At 73.1% G+C, this 24,707-nt stretch carries 13 protein-coding genes; 3 read left to right on the forward strand and 10 right to left on the reverse strand.

The features are described from left to right. The first annotated feature begins 168 nt into the window (after nt 1-168). A complete protein-coding gene (locus tag ACFYVL_RS17735; RefSeq protein WP_389245653.1) occupies nt 169-1,077 on the forward strand; it encodes a PaaX family transcriptional regulator C-terminal domain-containing protein in 909 nt (302 codons plus the stop codon). After that, on the forward strand, nt 1,074-1,901 hold the full coding sequence (locus ACFYVL_RS17740) for a GNAT family N-acetyltransferase (protein ID WP_389245655.1): 828 nt from the start codon (nt 1,074-1,076) through the stop codon (nt 1,899-1,901). The genes ACFYVL_RS17735 and ACFYVL_RS17740 overlap by 4 nt, the downstream gene beginning before the upstream one ends. A gap of 61 nt (nt 1,902-1,962) precedes the next feature. On the opposite strand, the gene ACFYVL_RS17745 is transcribed toward ACFYVL_RS17740, so the two are convergent. Both ACFYVL_RS17745 and ACFYVL_RS17750 read right to left on the reverse strand, forming a co-directional pair. Next, nucleotides 1,963-4,341 carry a bifunctional salicylyl-CoA 5-hydroxylase/oxidoreductase gene (locus tag ACFYVL_RS17745; RefSeq protein ID WP_389245657.1) on the reverse strand — a complete coding sequence of 793 codons (2,379 nt, stop codon included), beginning with the start codon at nt 4,339-4,341 and terminating at the stop codon, nt 1,963-1,965. A 2-nt stretch (nt 4,342-4,343) separates the two neighbouring features. Then, nucleotides 4,344-5,171 carry an enoyl-CoA hydratase family protein gene (locus ACFYVL_RS17750; RefSeq protein WP_389245659.1) on the reverse strand — a complete coding sequence of 276 codons (828 nt, stop codon included), beginning with the start codon at nt 5,169-5,171 and terminating at the stop codon, nt 4,344-4,346. A 365-nt stretch (nt 5,172-5,536) separates the two neighbouring features. Between ACFYVL_RS17750 and ACFYVL_RS17755 the strand changes: the two genes are divergently transcribed. After that, on the forward strand, nt 5,537-5,965 hold the full coding sequence (locus ACFYVL_RS17755; RefSeq protein WP_389245661.1) for an ATP-binding protein: 429 nt from the start codon (nt 5,537-5,539) through the stop codon (nt 5,963-5,965). A 9-nt stretch (nt 5,966-5,974) separates the two neighbouring features. Here ACFYVL_RS17755 and ACFYVL_RS17760 read toward each other — a convergent pair whose 3' ends face one another. From ACFYVL_RS17760 to ACFYVL_RS17795, 8 genes are all read right to left on the reverse strand, one after another. Then, entirely contained in the window at nt 5,975-7,381 is a 1,407-nt protein-coding gene (locus tag ACFYVL_RS17760) for an amino acid permease (RefSeq protein ID WP_389245663.1), read from the reverse strand. A gap of 144 nt (nt 7,382-7,525) precedes the next feature. Then, entirely contained in the window at nt 7,526-8,548 is a 1,023-nt protein-coding gene (argF, locus tag ACFYVL_RS17765) for an ornithine carbamoyltransferase (protein ID WP_389245665.1), read from the reverse strand. Nucleotides 8,549-8,659: 111 nt separating this feature from the next. Next, a complete protein-coding gene (locus tag ACFYVL_RS17770) occupies nt 8,660-9,892 on the reverse strand; it encodes an arginine deiminase (protein ID WP_389245667.1) in 1,233 nt (410 codons plus the stop codon). Nucleotides 9,893-9,988: 96 nt separating this feature from the next. Next, nucleotides 9,989-12,820 (reverse strand): hypothetical protein, encoded by a 2,832-nt coding sequence (locus tag ACFYVL_RS17775; RefSeq protein WP_389245669.1) that lies wholly within the window; start codon nt 12,818-12,820, stop codon nt 9,989-9,991. Further along, nucleotides 12,820-14,946, reverse strand: coding sequence for a hypothetical protein (locus ACFYVL_RS17780; RefSeq protein WP_389245670.1), 2,127 nt, complete (start codon nt 14,944-14,946; stop codon nt 12,820-12,822). Before ACFYVL_RS17780 ends, ACFYVL_RS17775 begins: the two co-directional genes overlap by 1 nt. After that, the gene (locus ACFYVL_RS17785) at nt 14,943-17,786 is read right to left on the reverse strand and encodes a hypothetical protein (protein WP_389245672.1); all 2,844 of its coding nucleotides are present in this window, start codon (nt 17,784-17,786) and stop codon (nt 14,943-14,945) included. The genes ACFYVL_RS17780 and ACFYVL_RS17785 overlap by 4 nt, the downstream gene beginning before the upstream one ends. Continuing rightward, nucleotides 17,783-22,279, reverse strand: a complete 4,497-nt coding sequence (locus ACFYVL_RS17790; RefSeq protein ID WP_389245674.1) for a tubulin-like doman-containing protein — start codon at nt 22,277-22,279, stop codon at nt 17,783-17,785. The genes ACFYVL_RS17785 and ACFYVL_RS17790 overlap by 4 nt, the downstream gene beginning before the upstream one ends. 30 nt (nt 22,280-22,309) lie before the next feature. Next, entirely contained in the window at nt 22,310-24,697 is a 2,388-nt protein-coding gene (locus ACFYVL_RS17795; RefSeq protein ID WP_389245676.1) for a VWA domain-containing protein, read from the reverse strand. Nucleotides 24,698-24,707: the final 10 nt, after the last annotated feature.

The following is a 24,707-nucleotide window of genomic DNA, read 5'->3' on the forward strand; positions in this document are numbered from 1 at the left end:
CTCCGGGTGCTCCGGGTGCTCCGGGTGCTCCGGGTGCTCCGGGTGCTCCGGGTGCTCCGGGTGCTCCGGGTGCTCCGGGTGCTCCGGGTGCTCCGGGGCAGTCTGAGGGGCGGCGGGAATTCCCCGGTCGGGGAAGCCCGGGTGATCCCGGGAACGTACAGTGATCACGTGGCTGACCTGCACACTCCTCGCTCCTTGATCATCACGCTGTACGGGGCCTACGGGCGTGGCGAGGCGGTCGGCGCACCGATGCCGATCGCCTCGCTCATCCGGCTGCTCGCCGCGGTCGGCGTGGACGCGCCGTCGGTGCGCTCGGCGGTGTCGCGGCTGAAGCGGCGCGGCCTGCTCGCCCCAGCCCGTACGGCCCGGGGCGCGGCCGGGTACACCCTGTCGGACGACGCCCGCCAGCTCCTCGACGACGGCGACCGGCGCATCTACGCACGCGCCGAGCCCCGCCTGTCGGACGGCTGGGTGCTGGCGGTGTTCTCGGTGCCGGAGGCGGAGCGCGCCAAGCGGCACGTACTGCGCTCCCGGCTCGCCCGCCTCGGCTTCGGAACGGCCGCCCCGGGGGTGTGGATCGCGCCCGGCGGTCTCCACGAGGAGACCCGGCACACCCTGGACCGGCTTCAACTGACTGAGTACGTCGACCTGTTCCGCGGCGAGCACCTGGGCTTCGCCGCGACGGCGGACGCGGTCGCCCGCTGGTGGGACCTGGGGGCGATAGCCCGGCTGCACGACGACTTCCTGAAGCGGCACGAACCGGTGCTGCGGTACTGGCAGGATCACGCCGAGGACCGGGCGGCAGCAGACACCGGCACCGAGGACCAGGCCGTGGCCGAGCGCGCCTACCGGGACTATCTCCTGACGCTGGACTCCTGGCGGCACCTCCCCTACGCCGACCCGGGCCTGCCTCCCGAACTCCTGCCCCCGGACTGGCCCGGCGCCCGCTCCGCCGAGGTCTTCGCGGAGCTGCACCGCAGGCTGCGCGATCTCGGCGCCGCATTTGTACGACCGCAGCCCGCCCCTGTGGAAAACCCTCCGCACCGTCCCCGGCCCGCCGCGCATGATGAGGCATGACCTGGACCTTCAGCGAGAACCTCGACACGTACGGGCAGGTGGCCGAGCCGTCGGTGGCCGCCCGCCCCGCGGAGAACACCCAACTGCTCACGGTCGCCGCGACCCTGCGCAGACGCGGCCCGCTGGCCTTCGGCGACCGCCCACCGCTCTTCGGCTGGTGGCACGCGGCCGACGGCACCGTGCGGGGCGCGGTGGTGTGGACCCCGCCGCATCCCCTGCTGGTGGGGACCGTCCCCGCCGAGTCCCTGGCTCCGTTGGCCCGCGCCTGCGAGAAGTTCGGCGTGAGCGCGGTCAATGCCGACCGGAGCAGCGCCGAGACGCTGGCCGCGCAATGGCCGGCCCACCGCACGGAGATGCGCCAACGCCTCTACCGCCTGGGTGAGTTGATACCCCCTTCGCCCGCCCCGGCCGGCCACGCCCGTACGGCCGGAGCAGGCGACCGTGCGCTGCTGATCGCGTGGTACGAGGCCTTCGGCCGGGACACCGGGATGCGGGCGGTGGACACCGGGGCGGCCGTGGACGACCGGCTGGCGCACGGCGGGCTGACCCTGTGGGTGGGCCCCGAGGGGGTGCCGGTCTCGATGGCCGGTGCGGGCAGGCCCGCGGCGGGCGCGGTGCGCGTGGGCCCCGTGTACACCCCTCCCGAGCAGCGGGGCCGGGGGTACGGGGGCGCGGCGACGGCAGCGGTGAGCGCGGCCGTCCGGGAGGCGGGGGCGGCGGAGGTGCTGCTCTTCACCGATCTGGCCAACCCGACCAGCAACGCCCTGTACGGGCGGATCGGGTACCGGCAGGTCGCGGACCGGGTGGTGCTCGCGGCGCCCTGACCGCACCGGTCCCGCGGGCCAGGACCGGTGCGCCCGGTGACGGCGCGGGACACCACCGCCGCTACGCGGGTCCCAGGGAGAGCCGGGGTTTGGGGCCGTCGGTGCGGCCGGTGGGCGGGCGGCGGCTGCCCGCCCGGTACGGCAGGGGCCAGGGGGCGCCGGGGCCCGCGTAGTTCTGTTCGGCGGCGGCGTGCAGGGTCCAGTGCGGGTCGTAGAGGTGGGGGCGGGCCAGGGCGCAGAGGTCGGCCCGTCCGGCGAGGAGGAGGGAGTTGACGTCGTCCCAGGAGGAGATCGCGCCCACGGCGATGACCGGGACGCCGAGGGAGTTGCGGATCCGGTCGGCGTACGGGGTCTGGTAGGAGCGGCCGAACTCGGGGGCCTCGTCGGCGACGACCTGGCCGGTGGATACGTCGATGGCGTCGGCGCCGTGGGCGGCGAAGGCGCGGGCGATCTCGACGGCGTCCTCCTCGGTGGTGCCGCCGTCGGCCCAGTCGGTGGCGGAGATGCGGACGGTCATCGGTTTGTCGTCGGGCCAGATGCCGCGGACGGCGTCGAAGACCTCAAGGGGGAAGCGGAGGCGGCGGGCGAGGGACCCGCCGTAGGCGTCGGTGCGCCGGTTGGTGAGGGGGGAGAGGAATTCGGAGAGCAGATAGCCGTGGGCGCAGTGGAGTTCGAGGAGGTCGAAGCCGCAGCGGGCGGCGCGCCAGGCGGAGGCCGCGAACTGTTCGCGGACCTCGATCAGTCCCGAGCGGTCGAGCTGGGCGGGGGTCTGGTTGACGCCGGGCCGGTAGGGCAGCGGTGAGGGGGCCACCAGTGGCCAGTTGGCGTCGTCGAGGGGTTGGTCAATGCCCTCCCACATCAGTTTGGTGGAGCCCTTGCGGCCGGAGTGGCCGAGCTGGACTCCGATGGCGGTGCCCGGGGACTGCCGGTGGACGAAGTCGGTGATCCGCCGCCAGGCGGCGGCCTGTTCGGGGGTGTAGAGGCCGGCGCAGCCGGGGGTGATGCGGCCCTCGGGGCTCACGCAGACCATCTCGGTCATGACCAGGCCGGCGCCGCCCAGGGCGCGGGCCCCGAGGTGGACGAGGTGGAAGTCGCCGGGGACGCCGTTGTCGGCGGAGTACATGTCCATGGGTGAGACGACGACACGGTTGCGCAGGGTGAGACCGCGCAGCTGGAAGGGGGTGAACATCGGGGGCGTGTCGGGCGAGGGGCAGCCGAAGTCCTTCTCGATGGCGGAGGTGAAGTCGCTGTCGCGCAGCCGCAGGTTGTCGTGGGTGACGCGGCGGCTGCGGGTGAGGAGGTTGAAGGCGAACTGGCGGGGCGGCTGGTCGAGGTAGCCGGCCAGGTCCTCGAACCAGCGGAGGCTGGCGGCGGCGGCGCGCTGGGTGGACTCGACGACCGGGCGGCGTTCGCTCTCGTAGGCGGCGAGGGCGGTGTACAGGTCGGGCTGTTCCTCGATGCAGGCGGCCAGGGCGAGGGCGTCCTCGACGGCGAGCTTGGTGCCGGAGCCGATGGAGAAGTGGGCGGTGTGGGCGGCGTCGCCGAGCAGGACGGTGTTGCCGTGCGACCAGTGGTCGTTGACGACGGTGCGGAAGGCGATCCAGGAGGAGTTGTTGCCGCGCAGGGGACGGCCGCCGAGGGCGTCGGTGAAGATCTTGGCGCAGCGTTCGGTGGACTCGGTCTCGTCGCAGGTGTCGAGGCCGGCGGCCCGCCAGACCTCCTCGCGCATCTCGACGATGACGGTGGAGGAGCCCTCCCCGGTGGCGGGGTCCTTCGCGTAGGGATAGCCGTGGAGCTGCATCACTCCGTGCTCGGTCTCGGCGATCTCGAAGCGGAAGGCGTCGAAGGCGAAGTCGGCGGCGAGCCAGATGTACCGGCAGCGGTGGGAGGTGATGCGGGGACGGAAGACGTCGGCGTGTGCCTGCCGGGTGAGGCTGTGCACTCCGTCGGCGGCGACCACCAGGTCGTGGGTGGCGGCGAGTTCGGCGGCGGCCGGGGCCTCGGTCCGCACGTGCAGGGTGACGCCGAGGGCGCGGCAGCGGGCGTGCAGGATCTCCAGGAGCCTGCGGCGGCCGAGGGCGGCGAAGCCGTGGCCGCCGGAGGTGAGGCGCCGTGCCCGGTGCACGACGTCGATGTCGTCCCAGCGGACGAACTCGGCGGTCAGCGCCCGGTAGACCTCGGGGTCGGCGTGCTCGATGCCGCCCAGGGTCTCGTCGGAGAGGACGACGCCGAAGCCGAAGGTGTCCTCGGGTGCGCCGCGCTCCCAGACGGTGACCTCGCGGTCCGGGCCGAGGCGCTTGAGCAGGGCCGCCGCGTACAGCCCGCCGGGCCCGCCGCCGATGACGGCGACGCGCAGCGGCAGGGCCGGGGACGAGGGGGTGGGGGTGGGGAGGGGTGGGTGGGAGGGGGAGGGGGGAGGGCCCCCCGGGGAGTGCGTCATGGTCAGCGCCCCCGCCACTTCGGCGGCCGCTTCTCCGTGAAGGCCGCGTGGAACTCGGCGTAGTCCTCGCCGTTCATGAGCAGGGCCTGGGTGGCGGCGTCGAGTTCGACGGAGGCGGCCAGCGGCATGTCGAGTTCGGCGGTGAGGAGGGCCTTGGTCTGGGCGTGTGCGAGGGCCGGGCCTTCGGCGAGGCGGTGGGCGAGGGCGGTGGCGCGGGCGTCGGCCTGGCCCTCGTCGGTGAGTTCGCTGAGCAGGCCGATCCGCTCGGCCTCGGGGGCGCGGACCGGTTCGCCGAGCATCAGCAGCCGGGTGGCGTGGCCGAGGCCGACGACCCGGGGCAGCAGGTAGGCGGCGCCCATGTCGCCGCCGGACAGTCCGACCTTGGTGAAGAGGAAGGCGAACCGGGCGGACGGGTCGGCGATCCGGAAGTCGGCGGCGAGCGCGAGGACCGCGCCGGCCCCGGCGGCCACCCCGTGCAGGGCCGCGATCACCGGGAAGGGGCATTCGCGCAGTGCGCGCACGACCTGTCCGGTCATCCGGTTGAAGTCGAGGAGGTCGGCGGTGTTCATGCCGAGGGTGGCGCCGATGATCTCGTCCACGTCGCCGCCGGAGCAGAAGCCGCGCCCCTCCCCCGCGAGCACCAGGGCGCGCACCGAGCGTTCCCTGGACAGTTCGGCGAGGAGGTCGCGCAGGTCCGCGTACGCGCCGAAGGTGAGGGCGTTGAGCTTCTCGGGCCGGGCCAGGGTGACGGTCGCGACGCCGTCGTCCAGGGTCAGCCGCAGGTGCCGCCATTTCTCGGTGCGCTGGGCGGAGCTGAGGAACGGGCTCATGGGGCGGCCTCCTTCGGTGGCGGTCCCTTGCGGTCCCGTCGAGGTGGTCCCGTGGGGTCCCTTCGAAGCTATCACCGGTCCGTGACTTCCGTCACGAGTGCGCGATATCTGCTGTGCCGCGGCCCGGGGAGCGGCCCGGCATCACGGGCCCCGTACGGTCTCCCCCGTACCGCCGTGCACCTGCCGGGCCCCGCGGCGCTCCCGTCCGCCGGGTTCCGTGGCGCACCTTGTGGCGCACACCACGTCCTTGGTCCCCGTGTGCTGTGTCACAAGTCCCGTGGTGTCCTGGCCTGCGGCCCTGGGGGAATGTCCCTGCGCTTCGTACGGTGGACTGCAGAACTTCTGCTGCCCGATGGGACTCCGCCGTGCACTCTGTATCCGGCCCCGCCTCCTGGCGTATCGAACTGCCGCATTCGCCGTACGCGGTGCCCTTGGCGCGCGCTCTGGTGCGTACGGCGCTGGCGGATCTGGAGGCTCCGTCGGCGGACTGCGACACGGCCGAGCTGCTGACCGCGGAGCTGGTGGCGAACGCGGTGGAGCACGCGGACAGCTCCACCCCCATCGAGCTGGTGGTGGAGCTGTTGCCGTCGGGCTGCCAGGTCGAGGTGCACGACGGTGATCCCGAGCCGCCGGGCGATCTGGAGTCCGCGGACGGGGACGAGTGTCCTGATCCGTGGCAGGAGCACGGCCGGGGTCTGCTGTTGATCCGTACGCTGAGTTCGGCCTGCGGGCACCGGTTGACGCCGACGGGCAAGGCGGTGTGGTTCACGCTTCCGGCGCGTACGGACGGCTGAGCCGCCGCGTCACCGGGTGGTGGCGCCCAGTCGGGAGTGCCGGCGGCCGTAGAGCGCGTAGACCACTGCTCCGACGACGAGGAACGCGCCGAACTGGAGCCAGGTCCGCCAGCCGGTTCCGTAGATCAGGTACAGGCAGAAGATCACGCCGAGCACCGGCAGTACGGGGAACAGGGGCACCCGGAAGGACCGCTGGAGGTCGGGGTTGCGGCGGCGCAGCGCGATGACGGCGATGTTGACGACGGCCATGATGGCGAGGGTGCCGATGGTGGTGAGGTTCATGACGACGTCGAGCGGGACGACGGCCGCGGGGATCGCGAAGAGGCAGGCGACGATCCAGGTGTTGGCGACGGGGGTCGAGGTCCGGGGCGAGATCCGTTCGAAGACGCGCGGGATGAGTCCGTCGCGGGACATCGACATGAGGATGCGGGTCTGTCCGTACATGACGGCCAGGACGACGGAGGCGATGGCGACGACCGCGCCGAAGGCGATGATGCCGCCGCCGAGGGTGGAGTCGGTGACCTGGTTGACGATCAGGGAGAGCGCGGCGGGCTTGGAGGCGACCTCGTCGGCGGACATCGCGCCGATGGCGGCGACGGCGACCAGGCAGTAGAGCAGGGTGACCACGCCGATGCAGATCATGATCGCGAGGGGGATGTTCCTGCGCGGGTTCTTGACCTCTTCGCCGGCGGTGGTGATGGCGTCGAAGCCGATGTACGAGAAGAACGCGACCGAGGCTCCGGAGGTGACGCCCATCAGGCCGTGGGCGGCGAACGGCGAGAGGTTGTCGGAGTTGAACGCGGTGAAGGCGATGGCGCAGAAGAGGATCAGTACGGCGATCTTCACCACGGCCATGACGGCGGTGGCGCGGGCGCTCTCGCGGATGCCGCGGACGAGGAGCAGTGCGGCGAGCAGCATCACGACGACGGCCGGGATGTTGACGATGCCGCCGTCGCCGGGCGGGTTGGAGAGGGCGGCGGGCAGTTGCCAGCCGATGAGGCTGCCGAGGAGTTCGTTGAGGTACTGGCCCCAGCCGACGGAGACGGCGGAGACGGAGACGCCGTACTCCAGCAGGAGGCACCAGCCGACGAGGAAGGCGATGCGTTCGCCGAGGGTGGCGTAGGCGAAGGAGTAGGAGCTGCCGGAGACGGGGATGGCGCCGCCGAGTTCCGCGAAGGAGAAGGCGGTGAAGATGCAGGTGATCGCGGCGAGCACGAAGGAGACGACGACGGCGGGTCCGGCTTCGGCGACGCTGTCGGAGAGGCCGACGAAGATGCCGGTGCCGACGATGGCGCCGACGCCGAAGCACACGAGCTGGAAGAGCCCCATGGTGCGCTTCAGGCCGTGGCCCTCGAGGTCGGCGCCGGATTCGGCGACGAGGAGGTCGGGCGACTTGATGCGCTGGAGGGTCGGCATGGGGTGGTTCTCATCTCTGGTGCATGACGTACGCAAAGCGAAGGGGGTCCGAGTCTTGGAGCTCGAACCCCCTCAAGCGGTGCCATAGTAACCACCACACTGCATATTCACCCAATTGGATGCATTGCTATGCAGCCCGGGTCGTTACGTCTGCGGTCCGGCCATCGTCGCGACGAGTACGGCCTTGATGGTGTGCAGCCGGTTCTCCGCCTCGTCGAAGACGACGGAGTGCGCGGATTCGAAGACCTCGTCGGTGACTTCGAGCGAGGTGAGTCCGTACTGCTCGTGGATCTCGCGGCCGATCCCGGTGCCGAGGTCGTGGAAGGCGGGCAGGCAGTGCAGGAACTTCACGTCCGGGTTGCCGGTGGCGCGCAGCACGTCGGTGGTCACGGCGTAGGGGGCGAGGGCCTCGATGCGCTGTGCCCAGACCTCCTTGGGCTCCCCCATGGACACCCAGACGTCGGTGACGACGAAGTCGGCGTCCCGGACGCCTTCGGGGACCTCTTCGGTGAGGGTGATGCGGGCGCCGCTGTGCTCGGCGAGCCTGCGGGCCTCGGTGACGACGCTCTCGGCGGGCCAGTAGGCGCGGGGGGCGACGATCCGGACGTCCATGCCCAGGAGGGCGCCGGTGACGAGGTAGGAGTTGCCCATGTTGAAGCGGGCGTCGCCGAGGTAGGCGAAGGCGATGCGTTCCAGGGGCTTGCCGGGGGCGTGCTCGGTCATGGTGAGCACGTCGGCGAGCATCTGGGTGGGGTGCCAGTCGTCGGTGAGTCCGTTGAGGACGGGGACTCCGGCGTGTGCGGCGAGTTCCTCGACGGTGGCCTGGGCGTCGCCGCGGTACTCGATGGCGTCGTACATGCGGCCCAGGACGCGGGCGGTGTCCTTGGCGGACTCCTTGTGGCCGAGCTGGGATCCGGAGGGGTCGAGGTAGGTGGTGGAGGCCCCCTGGTCGGCCGCGGCGACCTCGAAGGCGCAGCGGGTGCGGGTGGACGTCTTCTCGAAGATCAGCGCGATGTTCCTGCTGCGCAGCCGCTGCACCTCGGTGCCGGACTTCTTGGCGGCCTTGAGTTCGGCGGCCAGGTCGACGAGGCCGCGGAACTCCTCGGCGGTGAAGTCCAGCTCCTTGAGGAAGTGGCGGCCTGTGAGATCGGGGAGTGGTGACGTCATGGTGTTGCTCCAGGGGACGACCGGACGGCTGTGCGCCTGCACAGGTGCACCACTGCGCGCACAGTGGAATCCTATACGGGAGAGCGCATCACTATACGGGTCTCTTGGGTTTTATACGGCCTCGCGTTCGATCGGGCAGCTCATGCAGCGCGGCCCGCCCCGGCCCCTGCCCAGTTCACTGCCCCTGATCTCGATCACTTCGATGCCCTGTTTCCGCAGGTGGGTGTTGGTGGTCACATTCCTTTCGTACGCCACCACGACGCCGGGTTCGACCGCGAGCACGTTGCAGCCGTCGTCCCACTGTTCCCGTTCCGCCGCATGGACATCCTGCGTCGCGGTGAGGACGCGTACCGAATCGAGGCCGAGTGCGGCGGCGATGGCACGGTGCATGTGCTCCGGCGGGTGGTCGGTGACCTTGAGTTCGTTGCCGCCGTCGCCGGGTTCGATGGTGTACGAGCGGAGCATGCCCAGGCCCGCGTACTGGGTGAAGGTGTCGCCGTCGACCATCGTCATCACGGTGTCCAGGTGCATGAACGCCCGCCGCTTCGGCATGTCCAGCGCCACGATGGTCCGCGCCGAACCGGCCGCGAACAGCCCCCGGGCCAGCATCTCCACCGCCTGCGGGGTGGTCCGCTCGCTCATCCCGATGAGCACCGCGCCGTTCCCGATGACCAGTACGTCGCCGCCCTCGATGGTCGAGGGGTAGTCGCCCTGCCCCTTGGACCAGGTGTGGAAGGAGCCCGCCTGCGGGCCGGTGAACAGCGGGTGGTGCCGGTAGATCGCCTCGAAGTGCACGGTCTCGCGCTGCCTGGCCGGCCAGCGCATCGCGTTGATCGACACCCCGTCGTAGATCCAGGCGGAGGTGTCCCGGGTGAAGAGGTGGTTGGGCAGCGGACCGAGCAGGAAGTCGTCCGGCTCCATGACGTGGAAGCGCACCGAGGTCGGCTCCGGGTGGCGTTCCAGGTACTCGCGCTTGGTCATGCCGCCGACCAGCGCCTCGCAGAGTTCCGCGCTGGTCAGTTCGTCGAAGGCGGCGCGCAGGTGGTCGGTGGCGAGCGGCCCGTACTCCTTCTCGTCGAAGACCCGGTCCAGGACGAGGCTCCGGGCGTCGGGGAGTTCGAGTGCCTCGGTGAGCAGGTCTCCGAAGAGGTGCACCTCCACTCCCCGGTCGCGCAGTACGTCGGCGAATCCGTCGTGTTCCTGCCGGGCCCGGCGCACCCACAACACGTCGTCGAACAGGAGCGCGTCCTTGTTGCTGGGCGTGAGCCGTTTCAGTTCCAGGTCCGGGCGGTGGAGGATGACGCGGCGCAGCCGCCCGGTCTCGGAGTCGACGTGGAATCCCATGGGCCCCATCCTTCCCGAGACGGGCGGCCCGCGCCCTGCTGATGGCGAGGGCCGGTCCGGTTCGGGGCGGTGCGGCCGGCCGCGGGTGCGGCCGGTTCAGAGGGACACGGCGATCAGCACCAGCAGGGTGATGACGAGGACGGCCAGCACTCCGAACATGATCAGGACGAACTTGATCCGCCGGGCGTGGTCGTCCTCGCGGTCCCGGGTCCGGTCCCGCTCATGACGATCGCCCGCACGGCCGCCGGAGTTCCCGGCGGCGGCGGGCGTGACGGGCGCGGTGCTGGTGGGCCCGGGTTCGGTGGTGGTGGACGCGGTGGCGGGTGCGGACCGGGTGGCGCCGGACCCGACGTCGGGGGCGGGTTCGGTGGTGACGGGTGCGGGTGCGGAAGTCGCGGCAGGTACGGGTGTCACGACGGGTGGGGGTGTCCTGACGGGTGCGGTTTCGGTGGTGGGCGGCGGTTCGGCGGGTTCCGGGCGCTCCTGGTGCTGCGGGTGCTCCTGGTCCTCCTCGGTCAAGGAGGGCCGCACCGCCGCGGGAGGCGGTCCGCCCTCCGGGGGTGGTCGCCCGGGGCCGTCGGTGCGGCTGCCGCGCGGCTCGCGTCCTCTGGTCAGCACCGCCCGCCACACCTCCTCGCGCAGGCCGGGCAGTTCCCCCTCCTCCAGGATCTTGCGCACGGCGGTCCGGCCCGCCTCGTCCGGTCCGCTGCGCAGTGCGGGCAGCAGTTCCGCCAGCCGCTCGCTCGGCCCGCTCTCACGGGCCAGCGGCTTGACCGCCCACGCGTACAGGGAGACCGCGTTGGCGGCCCTGGTCTCGTCCCCGGGGTACGTTCCGGCGGCCCCCTGGCCGCGGTCCAGGAAGAGCCCGGCGTCCAGGACGGTCTCGCAGAGCTGGAGCCGGACGGCCTCGCGCCAGTGCTGCCAGCGCTCGGTGACCTGGGTGAGCAGGAGTGTGGTGGCCGTGAAGCTGAGCTTCTCGCGCAGGGCCATGAGGAGGTCCTGGTCGCCGGTCTCCGCGAGGGAGCCGGCCACGTTGCGCCGCGCCTCCTCGTCTGCGCTGTCGTCGAGCGGGCGCAGCAGGGCCAGCAGGTCCGGGAAGGTGAGCGAGTGCTTGCGGCGGCGCAGCGCGGGCAGCCACCGGGCGCCCGCGGGCACGGGCCAGTGGCCGGGGGCGAGGGCGGGCGGCTCCTGGGCCCGGGGCTCCTCCGGAGAGGGCTGCTCGGCCCGGGTGGGGTCGGGGTAGGTGGTGGGGTCGGGGTAGGTGGTGGGCTCGCCGTAGGGCGGGTCGGTGTAGGTGCTGGTGGCGTACGGGCCCTGGGTGTAGGGCGCGGCTGCCGGTGCGGGTGCCGCGGCGGCGGGGGGTGCCGCGGCGGGGGTGTCCGGATGTGCCGTCGGCTGCTGGGGCGGCCGAGGGGGCCGGGCGGGGGCCGGTTCGAGGCGCGGATCGCGCAGGGGGCCGGTCCGCGGCACCGGCGGCTGCTCGCCCCCGCGGTCCGGACTCGTGTACCGGTCGCGGTCCTGCTGCCGGTCCTGGTCGGGACGCCGGTCCGGGTCCTGGTCGGGACGCCGGTCCCGGTCTTGGTCGAGACGCCGGTCCCGGTCCGGGTCCGGGTCGCGTTCCCTCTCCCGGTCGAGGTCGCGTGCGCGCTGTGCGTCGTCCCGGGCGCGCTGGGCGTCCTGGCTGCGGTCGCGGTCCCAGCCCGCGTCGCCGCGCTCCTCGCGTTCGCGGTTGCGTTCGTACTCCTCCATGCGGGCGCGTTCGCGGCGGAGGTTGCGCTGGCGTTCCTGTTCGCGTTCCAGTTCGCGCAGCCGTTCCTGCGCCTCGGCCTGGGTCTGCGCCTGGGCCTGGTACCTGCGGTGCTCGCGTTCGCGCTCGCGGTCCAGTTCCTGCTGGCGGGCGCGTTCCCGCTGCCGGGCGTACTCCTCCTGGCGGCGCTGCTCCTCCGCCCGCTGCCGCTGTTCCTCGGCGCGCTGGCGGGCCGAGGGGACCGGTTTCAGGTCGTGCAGGGCGCGTTCGGCGGCGCGGAGCAGCTGGGGGCCGTCCAGGGGGCCCGGCCCGCTGGTGTGGCCAGCCTGGCCGAGGGCGTCGGACACCTCGTACATGAGGTCCTGTTGGCCGACCCGGGCCAGGTAGTGGCCGACGAGGTGGGTGGCGAGTTCTTCGGCGCGGTCGCCGAGCCGCTCCTCGGGGTCGACCCGGCTGCGCTGGGCGTCCTGGGTGGTGGAGCCGGGCCAGCGTCCCACGAAGGCGAACCGGATCATCTTGGACTCGGTGGTGTCCCGGGTCGCGAAGGTCCAGTAGCCGGGGAGGATGCCGCTGAAGATCCCGTACATGCCCATCAGGGTGCGGCAGGCGCTGCGTCCGCCCTCGCGGTCCAGTTGCATGAGTCCGCGCTGCGGGTGCCGCAGTATTTCCGCGACCGCGGCGATCAGCGGGCGGGCGGCCTCCGGTGGGGCGCCGTCGAAGTCGTCGACGAGGGCGGCGAGGCCGGGTACGGCGGACTCGATGAGGATCCGGGAGCCGACGGGGGCCAGTTGGCCGCGGGCCTCGCCGCCGTCGACCAGGCCCTGTGCCCAGGACCAGTTGCCCAGTCCGATGCAGGTCTCCGGGTCGAGGACGCGTGCGGGGCCGATGAGGGCGTGGCAGAGCACGCCGGGCCGGCCGCCAGGGTCGCGGCGCGGGGTGCGGCGCAGGAGCATCACTCGGCCCTGCTGCTGTTCGAGCCGGACCAGTGCGGAGGCGTCGGGTCCGTCGGTGGGGCTGAAGTTGCCGCGCAGCAGGGTCGCCACGCTGCGGAAGATCTCCTGGGCGGTCGACTGGTCGCAGGACCAGGCGACCGGGCCAAAGCCGGTGTTGCCGGAGCGGTTTCCGGCGTCCCAGCGGAAGACGATCTGCTGGACCGGTTCGTCGTCTTGCTGCCTGACCATCAGGCCCCCACCTCTTCCCGGTCAGCGCCGGGCAGCAGCCCGCACATGGCAAAGATCGACAGCAGCGGGGTCAGTACCCGCCGGGGCCGCACCCCGTTGGGGAAGGCCGAGTCCCGTTCCTGGCCTCCGGTGGCCGCCACGAAGTGCAGTGTGCAGCGCCCGCAGTCGTCGAACGGTTTCAACCAGGCCCGGCTGCCGTGGTGTTGTACGAAAGCGTAGGCGTCCCGGCTCTCCTCGCGCACCGTCGCGGCGTCGAATACTGGTTCGGCGGTGCGGTTGAGCCAGCGGTCGACGGCGGGGTCGAACCGTACGAGGTCGCTCTTGTTGACGGCGACGGCCGCTGCCGCGTCGACGTACCGGCCGTTTCTGGGGATGCGGTTGAGGACGGTGGTGAACGCCTCGTCCCCCAGGTCCCGTTGGTGCAGTCCGACACGGGCACGGACCGGGTCGAGGGTGGTGAGGTGCAGTGCGCGCAGCGGGTCGAGTACGAAGATGAACGCGCCGACCTCGCCGAGGAAGCGGGTCACCTCGTTGTCCTGGGCGAGGTCCTCGCCGGCGAGGTCGAAGAAGAGGACGGGCCGGTTCACTCCGTGGCCGGTGACGAGGAGTCCGTCGGCGAAGTCGGCGAAGGGTTCCTGGTGGGTGCCGTCGAGCATTTCGCCCTGGTGGAGGCGTTGGACCTTCTCCTGGAGGAATTCGCGGTGCCAGTCGGGGTTCAGGGGCAGGCAGGTCAGTCCGTAGGGTTCGAGGCCGCCCTGTTCGATCTCGCCGAGCATGGCGGCGAGGAGGTGGGTCTTGCCCGCGGCGGAGCTGCCGACCATGGCGACGGTGAGGGGTTCGCCGTTGGTGAGGTAGGCGACGGGCAGGTAGTGGGGGCGGTCGGCGGGGGCGTGCGGGCATTTCTGGAAGGCGTGCCGCAGGGCTTCCTTGCGGTGCATCGGCCGCTGTTCGGCCGTGAGGTCGAGGGGTTTGTACTCCTTCTTGGCGTTGCGTGCGAAGAGCCGGCCCTCGTCGTAGACGACGGGGAGCCGGCAGTGCGGGCACAGGGCGGGCCGCTGGACGACGGGCGGCGGGAGTGCCGGTTCGGGTGGTGGGGCGGGGCGGCGGGGGGTGGTGGGGGCGAACCAGTCGCGCAGCGAGCGGCGGCCGGGGCGCGCGGTGGGGTACTCGTATCCGCCGTTCCATTCCTGGCCGTCCGGGCCGGCGGCGCCGTCGGCCGCGGTGTCGAGTCCTTGGGCCTGGCGTTTGACCGCGGTGCGGGCGTCGAAGTCGGCGCGGTCCCTGGCGAGCGGGTCGCTGAGGTGGGGGGTGGTGCCGAGGGGGTCGGGGAAGCCGAGGAGGCGCAGCAGGTCGGCGGCGCCGGGGCGGTCGGCGGCGTGCGGGGCGAAGGCGCCGCCGCCCGCGAAGGGGGCGAGCTGGCGGTAGTCGGTGAGGTCGGCGGGCGGGCCCTGGCCGTTGCTCTGGCGTCCGGAGAGCAGGGTGTAGGCGAGCTGGGCGACGGCCCACACGTCGTCGCGTTCGTCCGCGGTGCCTTGTCCGGCGCGTTGTTCGGGGGATGCCCAGGGGCCGGTGCCGAAGGCTTCGCGGGGTTCTCCGGCGCGGATCACGGCGTACGGTTCGGCGAGCTGGATGCGGCTGCCGTCCCAGCGGACGGTGTGCGGGGTGAGTGCCCGGTGGACGAGTCCGGCCGCGCCCAGGAGCCGCACGGCGAGGACGAGTTGGCTGATCACCTGGCGCTGGGCCTGGATGCCGAGTGCGCCGAGCCGGTCGGCGAGGGGCTCGCCGACGGGGCGTTTGTAGAGCACGAACGGTTCGGGGGCCTCCAGGTTGAAGCCGACGAGCCGGGTGAAGATCTCGCCGTACGGTTCCGTGCCGTAGTTCCGTTCGACGGTGACGGCGGCGGCGACCTCGCGTTCCAGGGCGTCGTACGCCGTGGGGTGGGAGCGGGCGGAGAGCGGCAGCCGGTGCTGGACGACCTGCCAGCCGTCGCCGAGTTTCGCCTCGCGGGTCAGTGCCGCCGCCCGTCCGCCTGCGCGGCGGTCGTCGCCGAACCCGGCCGCGAAGCGGACGGAGTCTCCCTTGAGCAGGAAGAACTCCAGCTCCTCGGCCGGTAGCGCCTCTGTCATGCGTCATCGCCTTCCGGTTCCGGGTCGTCGTAGCTGCGCACGGTGCGGACGCCGCCCGAGCGCAGCGGCACCAGGCTCAGCACTCCGGCGTGCCGTCCGCCGGGGGTCCAGACCACGTCGTCGGCGGTGCCGTGCCAGCCGTCCGGGTCGGCGCTCTCGGCGCCGCGGCGGGCGGCCTCGGGGGCGAAGTGGACCCGTCGTTCGGCTTCGGGGTCCTTGGAGAGCATCCGCCGGTGTTCGGCGGCGCACAGCCTGAGGGCGCGCTCGGCGAAGGAGTCGGAGTCGAGCATTTCGGCGGTGCGGTCGATGGGCACGCCGAGGAGCATGGCGGCGCCGGGGCGGTTCTCGGGGTCGGGTGCGAAGGGCGGGGGTGCGGCGACCGCGTCGCGGCGCAGTGCGGTGTGTTCCTGGTCGAGGAGTTCACCGACCCGGGGGGCGAGCGGGAGCCGGGAGGCTGCGTCGGGGTCGCGTTCGACGGTGGCCCAGCAGGAGGCGAGCAGCAGGGTGACGCCGTGGGTGAGGTCGGAGACGAGGGTGGGGACGAGGGCGGTGCCGCCGTCGCCGGTCTCCCGCTCCAGCCAGGGCGGTCCTGCGGTTTCGGCCGGTTCCCATTCCTCGGCGGGGGTTTCGCGGGGGTGCGGGGGGTCGGTGCGGAAGGTGTCGGTGGGGAAGGGCGAGGTGTGGTCCGGTGCGGGGTTGCGGTCGGACGCGAAGAGGTCGTCGAGTGCGTTGCCGGCGGGTTCGGTCTCGACGGCGTCGCTCCAGCTGTCCCAGCTCCAGACCTGGGTGGCCGGGTCGGATCCGGTGTGTTCGCCGGGCTCCGGTTCGTCGTCCTCGCGCGGGGGTTCCTCGGCACCGAAGTCGTCGTGGTGCGAACTCTCGTACTCGTAGCCGACGTTGGCCCCGGTGCCGGTCGCGGGTTGCGGTGCGGGGCGGGCGGGGCGTTGCGGCGGTTGGTAGGACTCGACCTGTCCGGCGATCCGCCGGAGCAGTACGGCGATGGCGCGTGCGCCGTCGGAGCAGTGGTAGCGGGCGTCGGCGAACAGCCAGTCGTGCACGGCTGTTTCGGCGAGCAGCCGGTCGATGTCGTCCACGCACCGCGCGGCGTCCCGCACCCGCATCTCCGTCCACCAGGCGTCGACGGCCCGTGTCCAGTCGCGTGCCGACAGGGCGAAGGACAGGGCGAGAGCGAGCAGCAGTGCGCAGGCCCCCAGCCAGGGTGGCACCGAGGAGAGCTGGCCGACAAGACCGCCCGCGACGCCGCCTGCCACTCCGGCGGCGAGGCGGCCGAACCAGCCGCTCTCGCCGCCGCCGTCCAGGCGCCGGTCCGGTGAACGGCTGGGCCTGCGGCTCATCATGAGCAGGGCGGGCACGGCCATGGCGATGCCGGCGAGGGGGCCGATCAGCCAGCCGAGCGACGGCCAGAGTCCGGCGGCGAACGCGAGGACGAGGGCCACGGTGAGGTCGACGGCACGGGGCCGGTCGCCGCCCACCACGAAGGGGGCGGGGGTGGCGAGGTCGCGTGCGTAGCCGCTCGGGCAGGCCCGGTCGAGTTCGGTGAGCCGGGCGGCGCTGCCCACGGGGGCGGACTGGTCGGAGAGGCCGCCGAGGCGGGCCGCGACCGACCGCAGCGGGAGCCCCTTGGCGAGGAGTTGTTCGGTGTAGCCGCGCAGGCCGGGGCCGACGCTCTCGCGGGAGACCTCGGCGATCTCGGGCAGTTCGATGCCGCGCCGGTTGAGCCGTGAGCGCTGTTCGGGCATCAGGCGCAGGCCGTCGCCGTCGGTGAGTGCGCCGGCGATGGCTTCGCGGTAGCCGAGCAGGGCTGCGGAGAGTTCGGCCAGCGCGCCGGGGATGTCGGCCTGCCGTCGTGCGGAGGTGAGGAGTCCGGACACCGGGCGGGTCTGTTCGTAGGCCCCTTCGGCGTCGCGCAGTGCGCTCTCGCACCTGCGGTGGCGCAGTTCGGCGTCCCCGCCGTGCACCAGCCAGGCCCGGTCGCGGATGCTGCGCGGGATGCCGCCGCCGAGCAGTGGGGAAAGTTCGGAGGGGACGGCCTCCGGCGGGCCGGCGGCCGGTTCGTCGGCGTAGCCGGTGTGGTCGGCGGGCGAGGCGGCGGTGACGAGCGCGGGTGCCGGTACGTCCTGTCCGGCGAGGGTGTCGAGGGCCTGGCGCCAGATGCGGCGGCGGGCGGCCTCGGTCAGATCGTGCTCCAGGATGCGTACGCCGGGCACGGCGACGCCGTCCGTCACCTTCCCCAGCGCCTGCAGAACGGCGTCGAACACCCGTGGCTCGGAGAGCACTTCGAGCAGCGGACGCAGTACGTCGTCGTCACCCGCGGCGTCCTGCGGCGCGGCGGCCCGGGAGCCCGCGGCGGAGGCCTCGCCCGCGAGCGCATCGAGGATCCACAGCACTCCGGCGTCCGGCGGGCGCAGCGACAGCGGCCGGGCGAGCGGCCGGGTGGCGGCGGGCGGCGCGGACACCCGGCCGCGGTGGGCCGCGTGTCCGCGCGGGCCGGTGAGGCCGGTGGCGCCGCCGGGGTCGCGCGGTCCGGGGACGGGCGGGGCGGCGTGGTCCTGCCGGTCCTCCTCGGCCGGTCCGATCGCGAGGCAGACGATGCGGGCGGAGCCGTGGGCGAAGAGCTGTTCGTAGAGCAGTTGGTTCCGGTCGAGCCGGGCGGCGTGGTCGACGACGAGGAAGCGCCGCCGCGCGTCGGCCGACGACCGTACGGCGGCGAGGGCCTCGCGCACCGCGCGGGTGGCCGCACCGGGCTCGGCGCCCGGTGCGGCCACGGACCGCAGATCGAGGCAGACCGCGTGTGCGGGCAGCCCTTGTTCGATGATCACCACTGCTCCCCTTCCGAACCCTGCTCGGCGGAGGGCTTGCGGAACCGGTCGCCGTCCGGTTCCGTCCCGCCCTCGTCCGGCCCGCCGGGCTTTGGCTCGCCGCGCCCGCCCTCGCCCCGGCCGTTCCGGGCTCCGGGTACACCCCGGCTGCCCGCGTCGTCCCACTCGTCCCGGGTCCGCCGCTCCCCCCGGAAACCACCCTCGTCCCGGAAGCTCCTCTCGTCCCGGTCGTCCCGGTAGCCCCCGACGTCCGGGAATCCGCTGATGTCCCGGTCACTGCGGAACCCGTCGTCGTCCCGGACGCCACCGGCACCGCGCTCACCACGGAAACCGTCATCGCCCCGGATCCCGCTGGCGTCCCGGTCGCTGCGGAGACCCTCGTCGTCCCGAACACCACCGGCGCCCCGCTCACCACGGAAACCGTCATCGCCCCGGAACCCACTGGCGGCCCGGTCGCCCCGGGCACCACCGCCACTGCGGAACCCGTCGCCGTCCGGCGCACTGCGGAAGCCGTCGTCGTGCGGGTCGCCGCGGAACCCGTCGGTGTCCCGGAAGCCGCCGTCGGCACGCGCAGTGCCATCGGCCCGGAACCCGCCGTCGGCACGAGTCCCGCCGTCACCGCGGAACCCGCTGTCGCCCCGGTCACCTCGCGCCCCGCCCCCGCCGCGGAACCCGGCGCCGTCCGGCTCGCTGCGGAACCCGTCGTCGTCCCGGAAGCCACTGGCGGCCCGGTCGCCCCGGGTCCCGGCGTCGCTCCGGAAGTCGTCGTCGTCGCGGCTGCTCCTGCCGGCCCGCGCTCCCCAGTCGTCCCGGGGGTCCCTGGTTTCGCGGGAGTCCCTGTCGTTACGGGTGTCCCAGTCCTCCCGGGGCCCCCGGTCGTCCCTGGTGCCCCGGTCGGTACGGGGTTCCCGGCCGCTCCGCGGGTCGGCGCCCTCGTCGCGCCAGGCGAAGCCGCCCGCCGGGGCGTCCCGGTCCGGCCACTCCGGGTCGCCCCGGCCGCTGCTTCCCGGTGTGCTGCCGGGTTCCGGCTGCCGGCCGGTCCCTTCGTCCGGCCACGGCCCGCCGTCCTGGCGGTGTCCGCCGGCCGGTGGGCGGACGTCGCTGACGACCCACTCCTCGTCCCCCGCGGACTCGTCGGCCGGCCGGTGCCCGTCGCGCCGCTCCTCCGCGTACCGGCCGTCGGCGGCGCCGTAGCCGTTCACCCGGACCCGCCCGTCAGGCCCGTACCGCCCGTCGGGCCCGAACCGTTCGCCGGAATCGGGCCGCCCGCCGGGTTCGGGCCGTCCACCCGGGGCCGGCCGCTCCTCCCGGCGGTAGCGGTCGCCCGGGGCGTGGGTGGGCCGGCCCGCGCCGGGGCCGCCGGTGCGGTCGACCCCGTAACGCTGGAAGAGTGCCCGGAGGTTGGGGCGGGTGGGGCGCTGGGCGCCCGGGAAGCGGAGGTCGAGGGCGCCCTGGAGGGTGCGCTCCCAGAAACTGTGGAGCGGGACCATCCACTCCGCCTCCTCGTTCCCGTACTCCTCGGCGAGCTGCTCCAGCAGCGTGATCTGCCGGGGCGCCACGTCCTGCACCAGGATGCGGAAGAGCTTCGAGGGAGAGGTGGGAGTGGTGGTGAGGCCGTGCGGCTGGGCGGCCATCAGCTGGTCGCAGAAGTCCTCGATGATCTCGCCCTCGTCGAGCAGCGCCCACTGTTCGTACGCCCGCAGCAGGCCCGACCAGCTGGAGACGGCCTCGTCGAACGCTTCGAGGCGCAGCGTCATCGTGGCGGAGTCGCCCTCCTGGAGGCGGATCCGGATGGCCTCGGGCGAGCGGGGGTCGCCGCGGACCTCGACGCGCCCGTTCCACATGGCGCACAGGATGCGGTGCAGGATGCGCTGGCGGTCGTCCTCGGTGCTGGCCAGCCAGTCGTCGCGGTAGCCGAGCCGCTGGCGCCAGTGCAGGAAGTCGTCGGTGCCCGCGGCGTCCCGGGACTCCGCCCACAGCCGCAGCACGTGCCGGACCTCGGACACGTCGGTGAGGCTCATGCCGCTGCGGAAGAGCACGACGGTGATCGCCTGGGTGTCCACGGCCCGGGTCTCGGGCCTGCCGACCAGGTCGCGCGGGAGGTTCAGCTCCTCCTGGAGGAACTGGGCGTTGCGTTCGTTGGTCTCGCTCTGCGGATAGACGATGAGCACCTTGAGGGGGCCGTTGCCGTCGGGGGTGAAGCCGACCGGCAGCAGGCTGGCGAGCTGGGAGCGGAACTGCTCCAGCCACCGCGCGTCCACCGAGGCCTCCGCGTCCTCGTCCCCGGCCGCGGCCTGGAGCAGTACGCCCAGGGAGGGCAGCAGGGGGCGGTCGTTGAGCATGCTGGCCTCGCCGAACAGGCCCTTCACGCGCCGTTCGACGACCTGCTTGATCTCCTTGACGGCGTCGCGCGGGGAGCGCCGCACGGCGTCCAGGGCGAGCTGCCAGTCGGCGGGCTGGACCAGTTTGTCGAGGAGGCCGGCCGCGTCCTGGTTCTCGGGCAGGCCCTCGTTCTGCCGCAGCCGGTCGAAGACGTCGTCGTAGAACGCGCCGAGGGTGCCCTGCGGGGGCAGCAGGTAGGAGACGCCGGTGCGGTCGTCGCGGTAGAGCTCCTTGCGGCGGTCGCGGAAGGACTTGCGCTCGTCCTCCTCGTGGGCCTTCAGTGCCCGGCACAGGGCGGACACTTCCTTGATGGTCCTGGCCAGCGGGGCGCGCCAGCGCAGTTCGTGGTCCTTCCAGGTGCGGTGCCACAGCCGGTTGGCCCGCCACTGGTACCAGCGTTCCTGCTCCTCGACCGCGAGCTGGACGTCCGGGTCGCCCCAGCGGGCCGGGACGATGCCGCCGACGCTGCGCCTGATGCGCGGGATCTGCGGTGCGGAGGGGGTGACTCCGTCGGGCTTCTCGGGGTCGTTCTTGCGGTTGTCGAGCATCCCGGCGAAGCCGACGGCGGCGGCCCGCTGCTGGTGCTCGGGCAGTCCGAGCAGGACCCGCTCGGACCGGAACGGGCCGATCAGTCCGAGGAGTTCGCGGGCGCCGGTGCCGGGCTTGAAGTCCTCGACCATGCGCGGGATCTCGCGGTCCAGTTCGCGGTCGAGCCGGGCGAGGCCGTCCTCCATGTCGCCGACCCGGTCGCGCAGGGCCTGTCCGATGTCCTTGGTGCCCCGGGGCAGCGGGTCGGGGGCGGGGATCTCGGGTGCCTCGCGGGTCCACAGTCTGCCGATGCCGGAGCGGTCGAACATGTCGCGGACCCGGTCGGTGCCCTGTTCGTCGGCGCGCAGGGCCCGATCGCCCATGTCCCGTACGGCCTGGGCGAGGAGTCGGCTGGCGACGATCTCGGCGAGGTCGTCGACCGGCACGGTCAGCGAGGCGGCCAGGCTGGTGGACATGCCGCGGTGGCCGATGCCGGAGCGGGACGGGGTGGAGCGTTCGACGCTCTTGTTGACGAAGCTGGCGGCGAAGGACATGTAGTCGCCCTCGGAGCGCCCGTTGGCGCTGTCGTCGCCGAGTTCGGTGCCGATCAGCGACATCACCATGGCGGTCGCCGAGCGGCGCAGGTCCTCGGGCCTGATGCCGGAGGGCTTGCTGAACAGGAACGCGGTCTGCACGGTCGAGGAGCGCAGCCGCACCAGCCCCTCGCCCGGGTAGCGGACGGCGAGCGAGCCCTGCTGTTCGACGTCGCCGAAGTCGGACTGGGCGCTGGGGACGTTCTGGTCGTCGACCAGCCGGGAGAGGTCCACCAGGGCGCGCGACGCGTTGAGTTCGGCGTCCCGGCCGCCGCCCGCCTCGGGCGGGAACGCGGAGGGCATCACGACGAGGGGGTAGATCTTCACCCCGGGCACCTTGGACTTGCGGAACTCGTGCCCGATGAGGTGGATGAAGTCGTAGAAGATTCCCGCGCCGGTGCCGCCCGCCACGGAGAACGCGACGAACACGTCGCAGCCGCGGATCTGGCGTCCGCCGACGTCCCGCAGGTCGCCGGCCGAGTTGCTGATCGCGCTGATGGCGGCGCGGAGCTGGCCGAGCACCGGTTCCAGGCCGCCGCGCAGGGTGGCGAAGAGCGCGGAGCGGCCCACGGTGGGCAGTTGGCCGGCCCCGTTGTGCAGGGGCGCCACCCGGGGTTCGCGTTCCTTGGGCGGCAGCCAGCTGCGGGTCTCCTCGTGGAGGGCCACCCGCAGCATCCGGGCGACGTCCGGGGAGCTGTCGTAGTGGGCGGGCAGCAGGTCGTGGACGACCCGCGAGGTGCGGGCGTACGCGGCGGCCTCGGTGCCCTTGGCCTGGAGGTGCGGCAGCTGGTCGAGTTCGGACTCGCTGAAGTCCGCGTACACGAACTGGAGGCAGTCGGGCAGCTGGAAGCGCTTGCGCCGGTCGTCGACGGCGAGCTTGGTGCCGTCGGGGCCGCAGAGTTCGCGGCGCAGGCCGCGTTCCAGTTCGGCGCCGATGCGCCCGCCGGTTCCGCCCAGTCCGACGAAGAGCATGGGCTGGTAGATCTTCATCTGTCTCTCGTCTCCCCTTGGTGCCCTGGCTCAGAAGTTGGCGTCGTACTGGCGGCTGCCGGATCCGGAACCGGCGGCCGGGTCCCGTGGCGCGGACCGCCCGCCGTCCGGGGCGCCGCCGGAGCCGGGCCGGAACGGGCGGCGCGGGGGCCGGCCGGAGCCGCCGCTGCCGCCGGAGCCGCCGCGGGGCGGCCGGGCGGTGGTGGCCCGCCGGTTGTCGTGGACGAGCAGTTCGAGGCCGTCGTCCAGTTCGACCGTCTCGCCGGTGGCCAGGGCGCGTTCGCGTCCCCGGTGCAGTCGCAGGGCGAGCACGCCGGCGCCGGTGCGGCTGAGCCGGTGTCCGGCGGTGGAGCCGGTGACCCGCGACAGTTTGGGTGCGGAGCCGCTGGCCCGCTCCACGGTGAAGTAGTAGTTGCCGCCGTTGCTCTGCCCCGGACGGACGGTCAGGGTGTCGAGGGTGCCGCCGCGGCGCAGTTCGATCTTGACGCCGGTCAGGTCGCGCAGCCGCTTGCGTGCCCTGATCAGGACTCCGACGACGACGGCGGCCACCAGCAGGGCTGCCGCCGCTCCCACGACGGCGCCCCACCAGCGGTCCCACCAGGTGGGTTCCGGTTCGACGACGGCGTCGAGGAAGGTCTGGTCCAGGGTGCGGCCGCGGTCGTCGGTGTCGGTGACGACGACCTTGCCGCCGAGTTCGCCGAGCGGGGCGCCCGCGCCCACCGTCACGGTGAACGTGTGGTGCGAGCTTCCCGGTTCCGCGCGCACCTTGACGGGGTCGATCCTCAGCCGGGTGCCGGAGGGCTGGTCGGTGAGGCCGACGGCGAGGGTGTGCGGCACGCTGTCGTTGTTGGTGACGTCCAGGGTTCCCTGGAGGGTTCCGCCGGGGTACACGGTGCTGCGTTCGACGGTCGTGCCCGCCTTGATCTGGGCGGTGCCCTCGGCGAGCACGGTGTACAGGGGCCGGTGGTCGCCGGTCACGCCCGGTGCGGTCATCTCGCCGGTGACGGCGAGGTTGCCGGTGGCTCCGCCGGGGACGTCGAGCGTGCCGGTGAAGCGTGCGTCGGCGGCCTTCTCGTCGGGTTTGCCGCCGTCGTCCCTGAGGGTGACGGTCACCGGCCGGAAGCCCTGCCCGGTGACCTTGACGCCGACCTGGATGCCCTTGAGGAGGTTCTGGTCGGTGATGACGACGCCGCGCCGGGTCTGCATCCGCATTTCGACGACGGCCTTCTCGCCGGCGCGCGGCGAGGCGGGGTCGAGGGTGATCGCGGAGCGGAGCTGGCCCTGCCAGATGGCGCGCACCGCGACGTCCTGGCCCTGGTGGCCCTCCGGTGCGTCGACCCGTACCCGCCACTCGCCGGGCATGGGGTTCTTCACCCGCAGTGCCTCGACGGGGCCGGCCTGGCCGCTGGCCTCGAAGGTGGATCCGTCGGCCGATCCGCTGGTGGGGACCTTCTTGCCGCTCGGGTCGAAGTACGTCACGGTCACCTTGGGGTCGTGCTTGCTGACCGTGATGGAGCCGTCGGTGGCGATCGGCGGGATGGTCACCGAGAGGTTGCCCGGCGGTTTGCCCCGGCTGCCTTCGACGACCTGGGCGCAGCGGGCCGCGGCGAAGGTCTCCTGGAGGGCCTTGTCGATCTGTTCGGAGTTGTCGACGACGCGCGTCCGGGGGGTGGCGTCGGGGAGGTTGGCGCAACCGTTGCGGTAGCCGCCCTGTGCCATGGCGTCGAGTGCGCCGCGGTCGATCCGGCTGCCGAAGCCGAGCGGCCAGATCTGTACGGACTCGCGGCGTGCGCGGGCGAGTTCGTCGGTGAGCTGCTTCTCGGCGTTGGTCTTGCGGCTGGCGGCGTCGGCTCCGTACTCGGGGCTGTCGCTGACGTCGAGCTTGCCGTCGGTGAGCAGGAACACCACCTTCGGGGTGTCCGGCTTGCCGTCCTTGGTGAGCCGGTTGACGGCCTGTCGTACGGCGGCGGGGAAGTCGGTGCCGGGGCCGGTGCCGTTCTTGGCGCGGTCGCCGAGCCGCTGCACGCATTTGCTGAGGCTCTGGCGGCCCGCCGCGTCGGCCACGGTCAGTTCGCAGACCTCGCGCACCGCGGACTGTCCGGCCTTCTCGGAGCTGCCGAAGCCGATCACCGCGGCGCGGGAGCGTTCCGATATCTCGCCCTGGCTGAGCAGCGCGGCAGCCTCCACCTCGCGGGCCAGGTCCTTTTCGGACAGGCTCTTGGAGAGGTCCACGACGACGGCGAAGTCGATCGGGTCGGGGCCTTCGGCGGCCGGCGCGGACCGTTCGCGTGCCTGCGTCTGCTGTGCGGGTAACGCCGCCCCCGCCAGTGCCAGGAGTACGAGTCCCAGTCCGGCCGCGCGCGCCGCGCCGCGGCCCCGCCTGCGGGCCCGTCGTGCGGGCCGTGCGGTCACTTTCATCTGCTGTTCC

Source organism: Streptomyces sp. NPDC004111 (genome assembly GCF_042874215.1).
Lineage (GTDB): Bacteria > Actinomycetota > Actinomycetes > Streptomycetales > Streptomycetaceae > Streptomyces.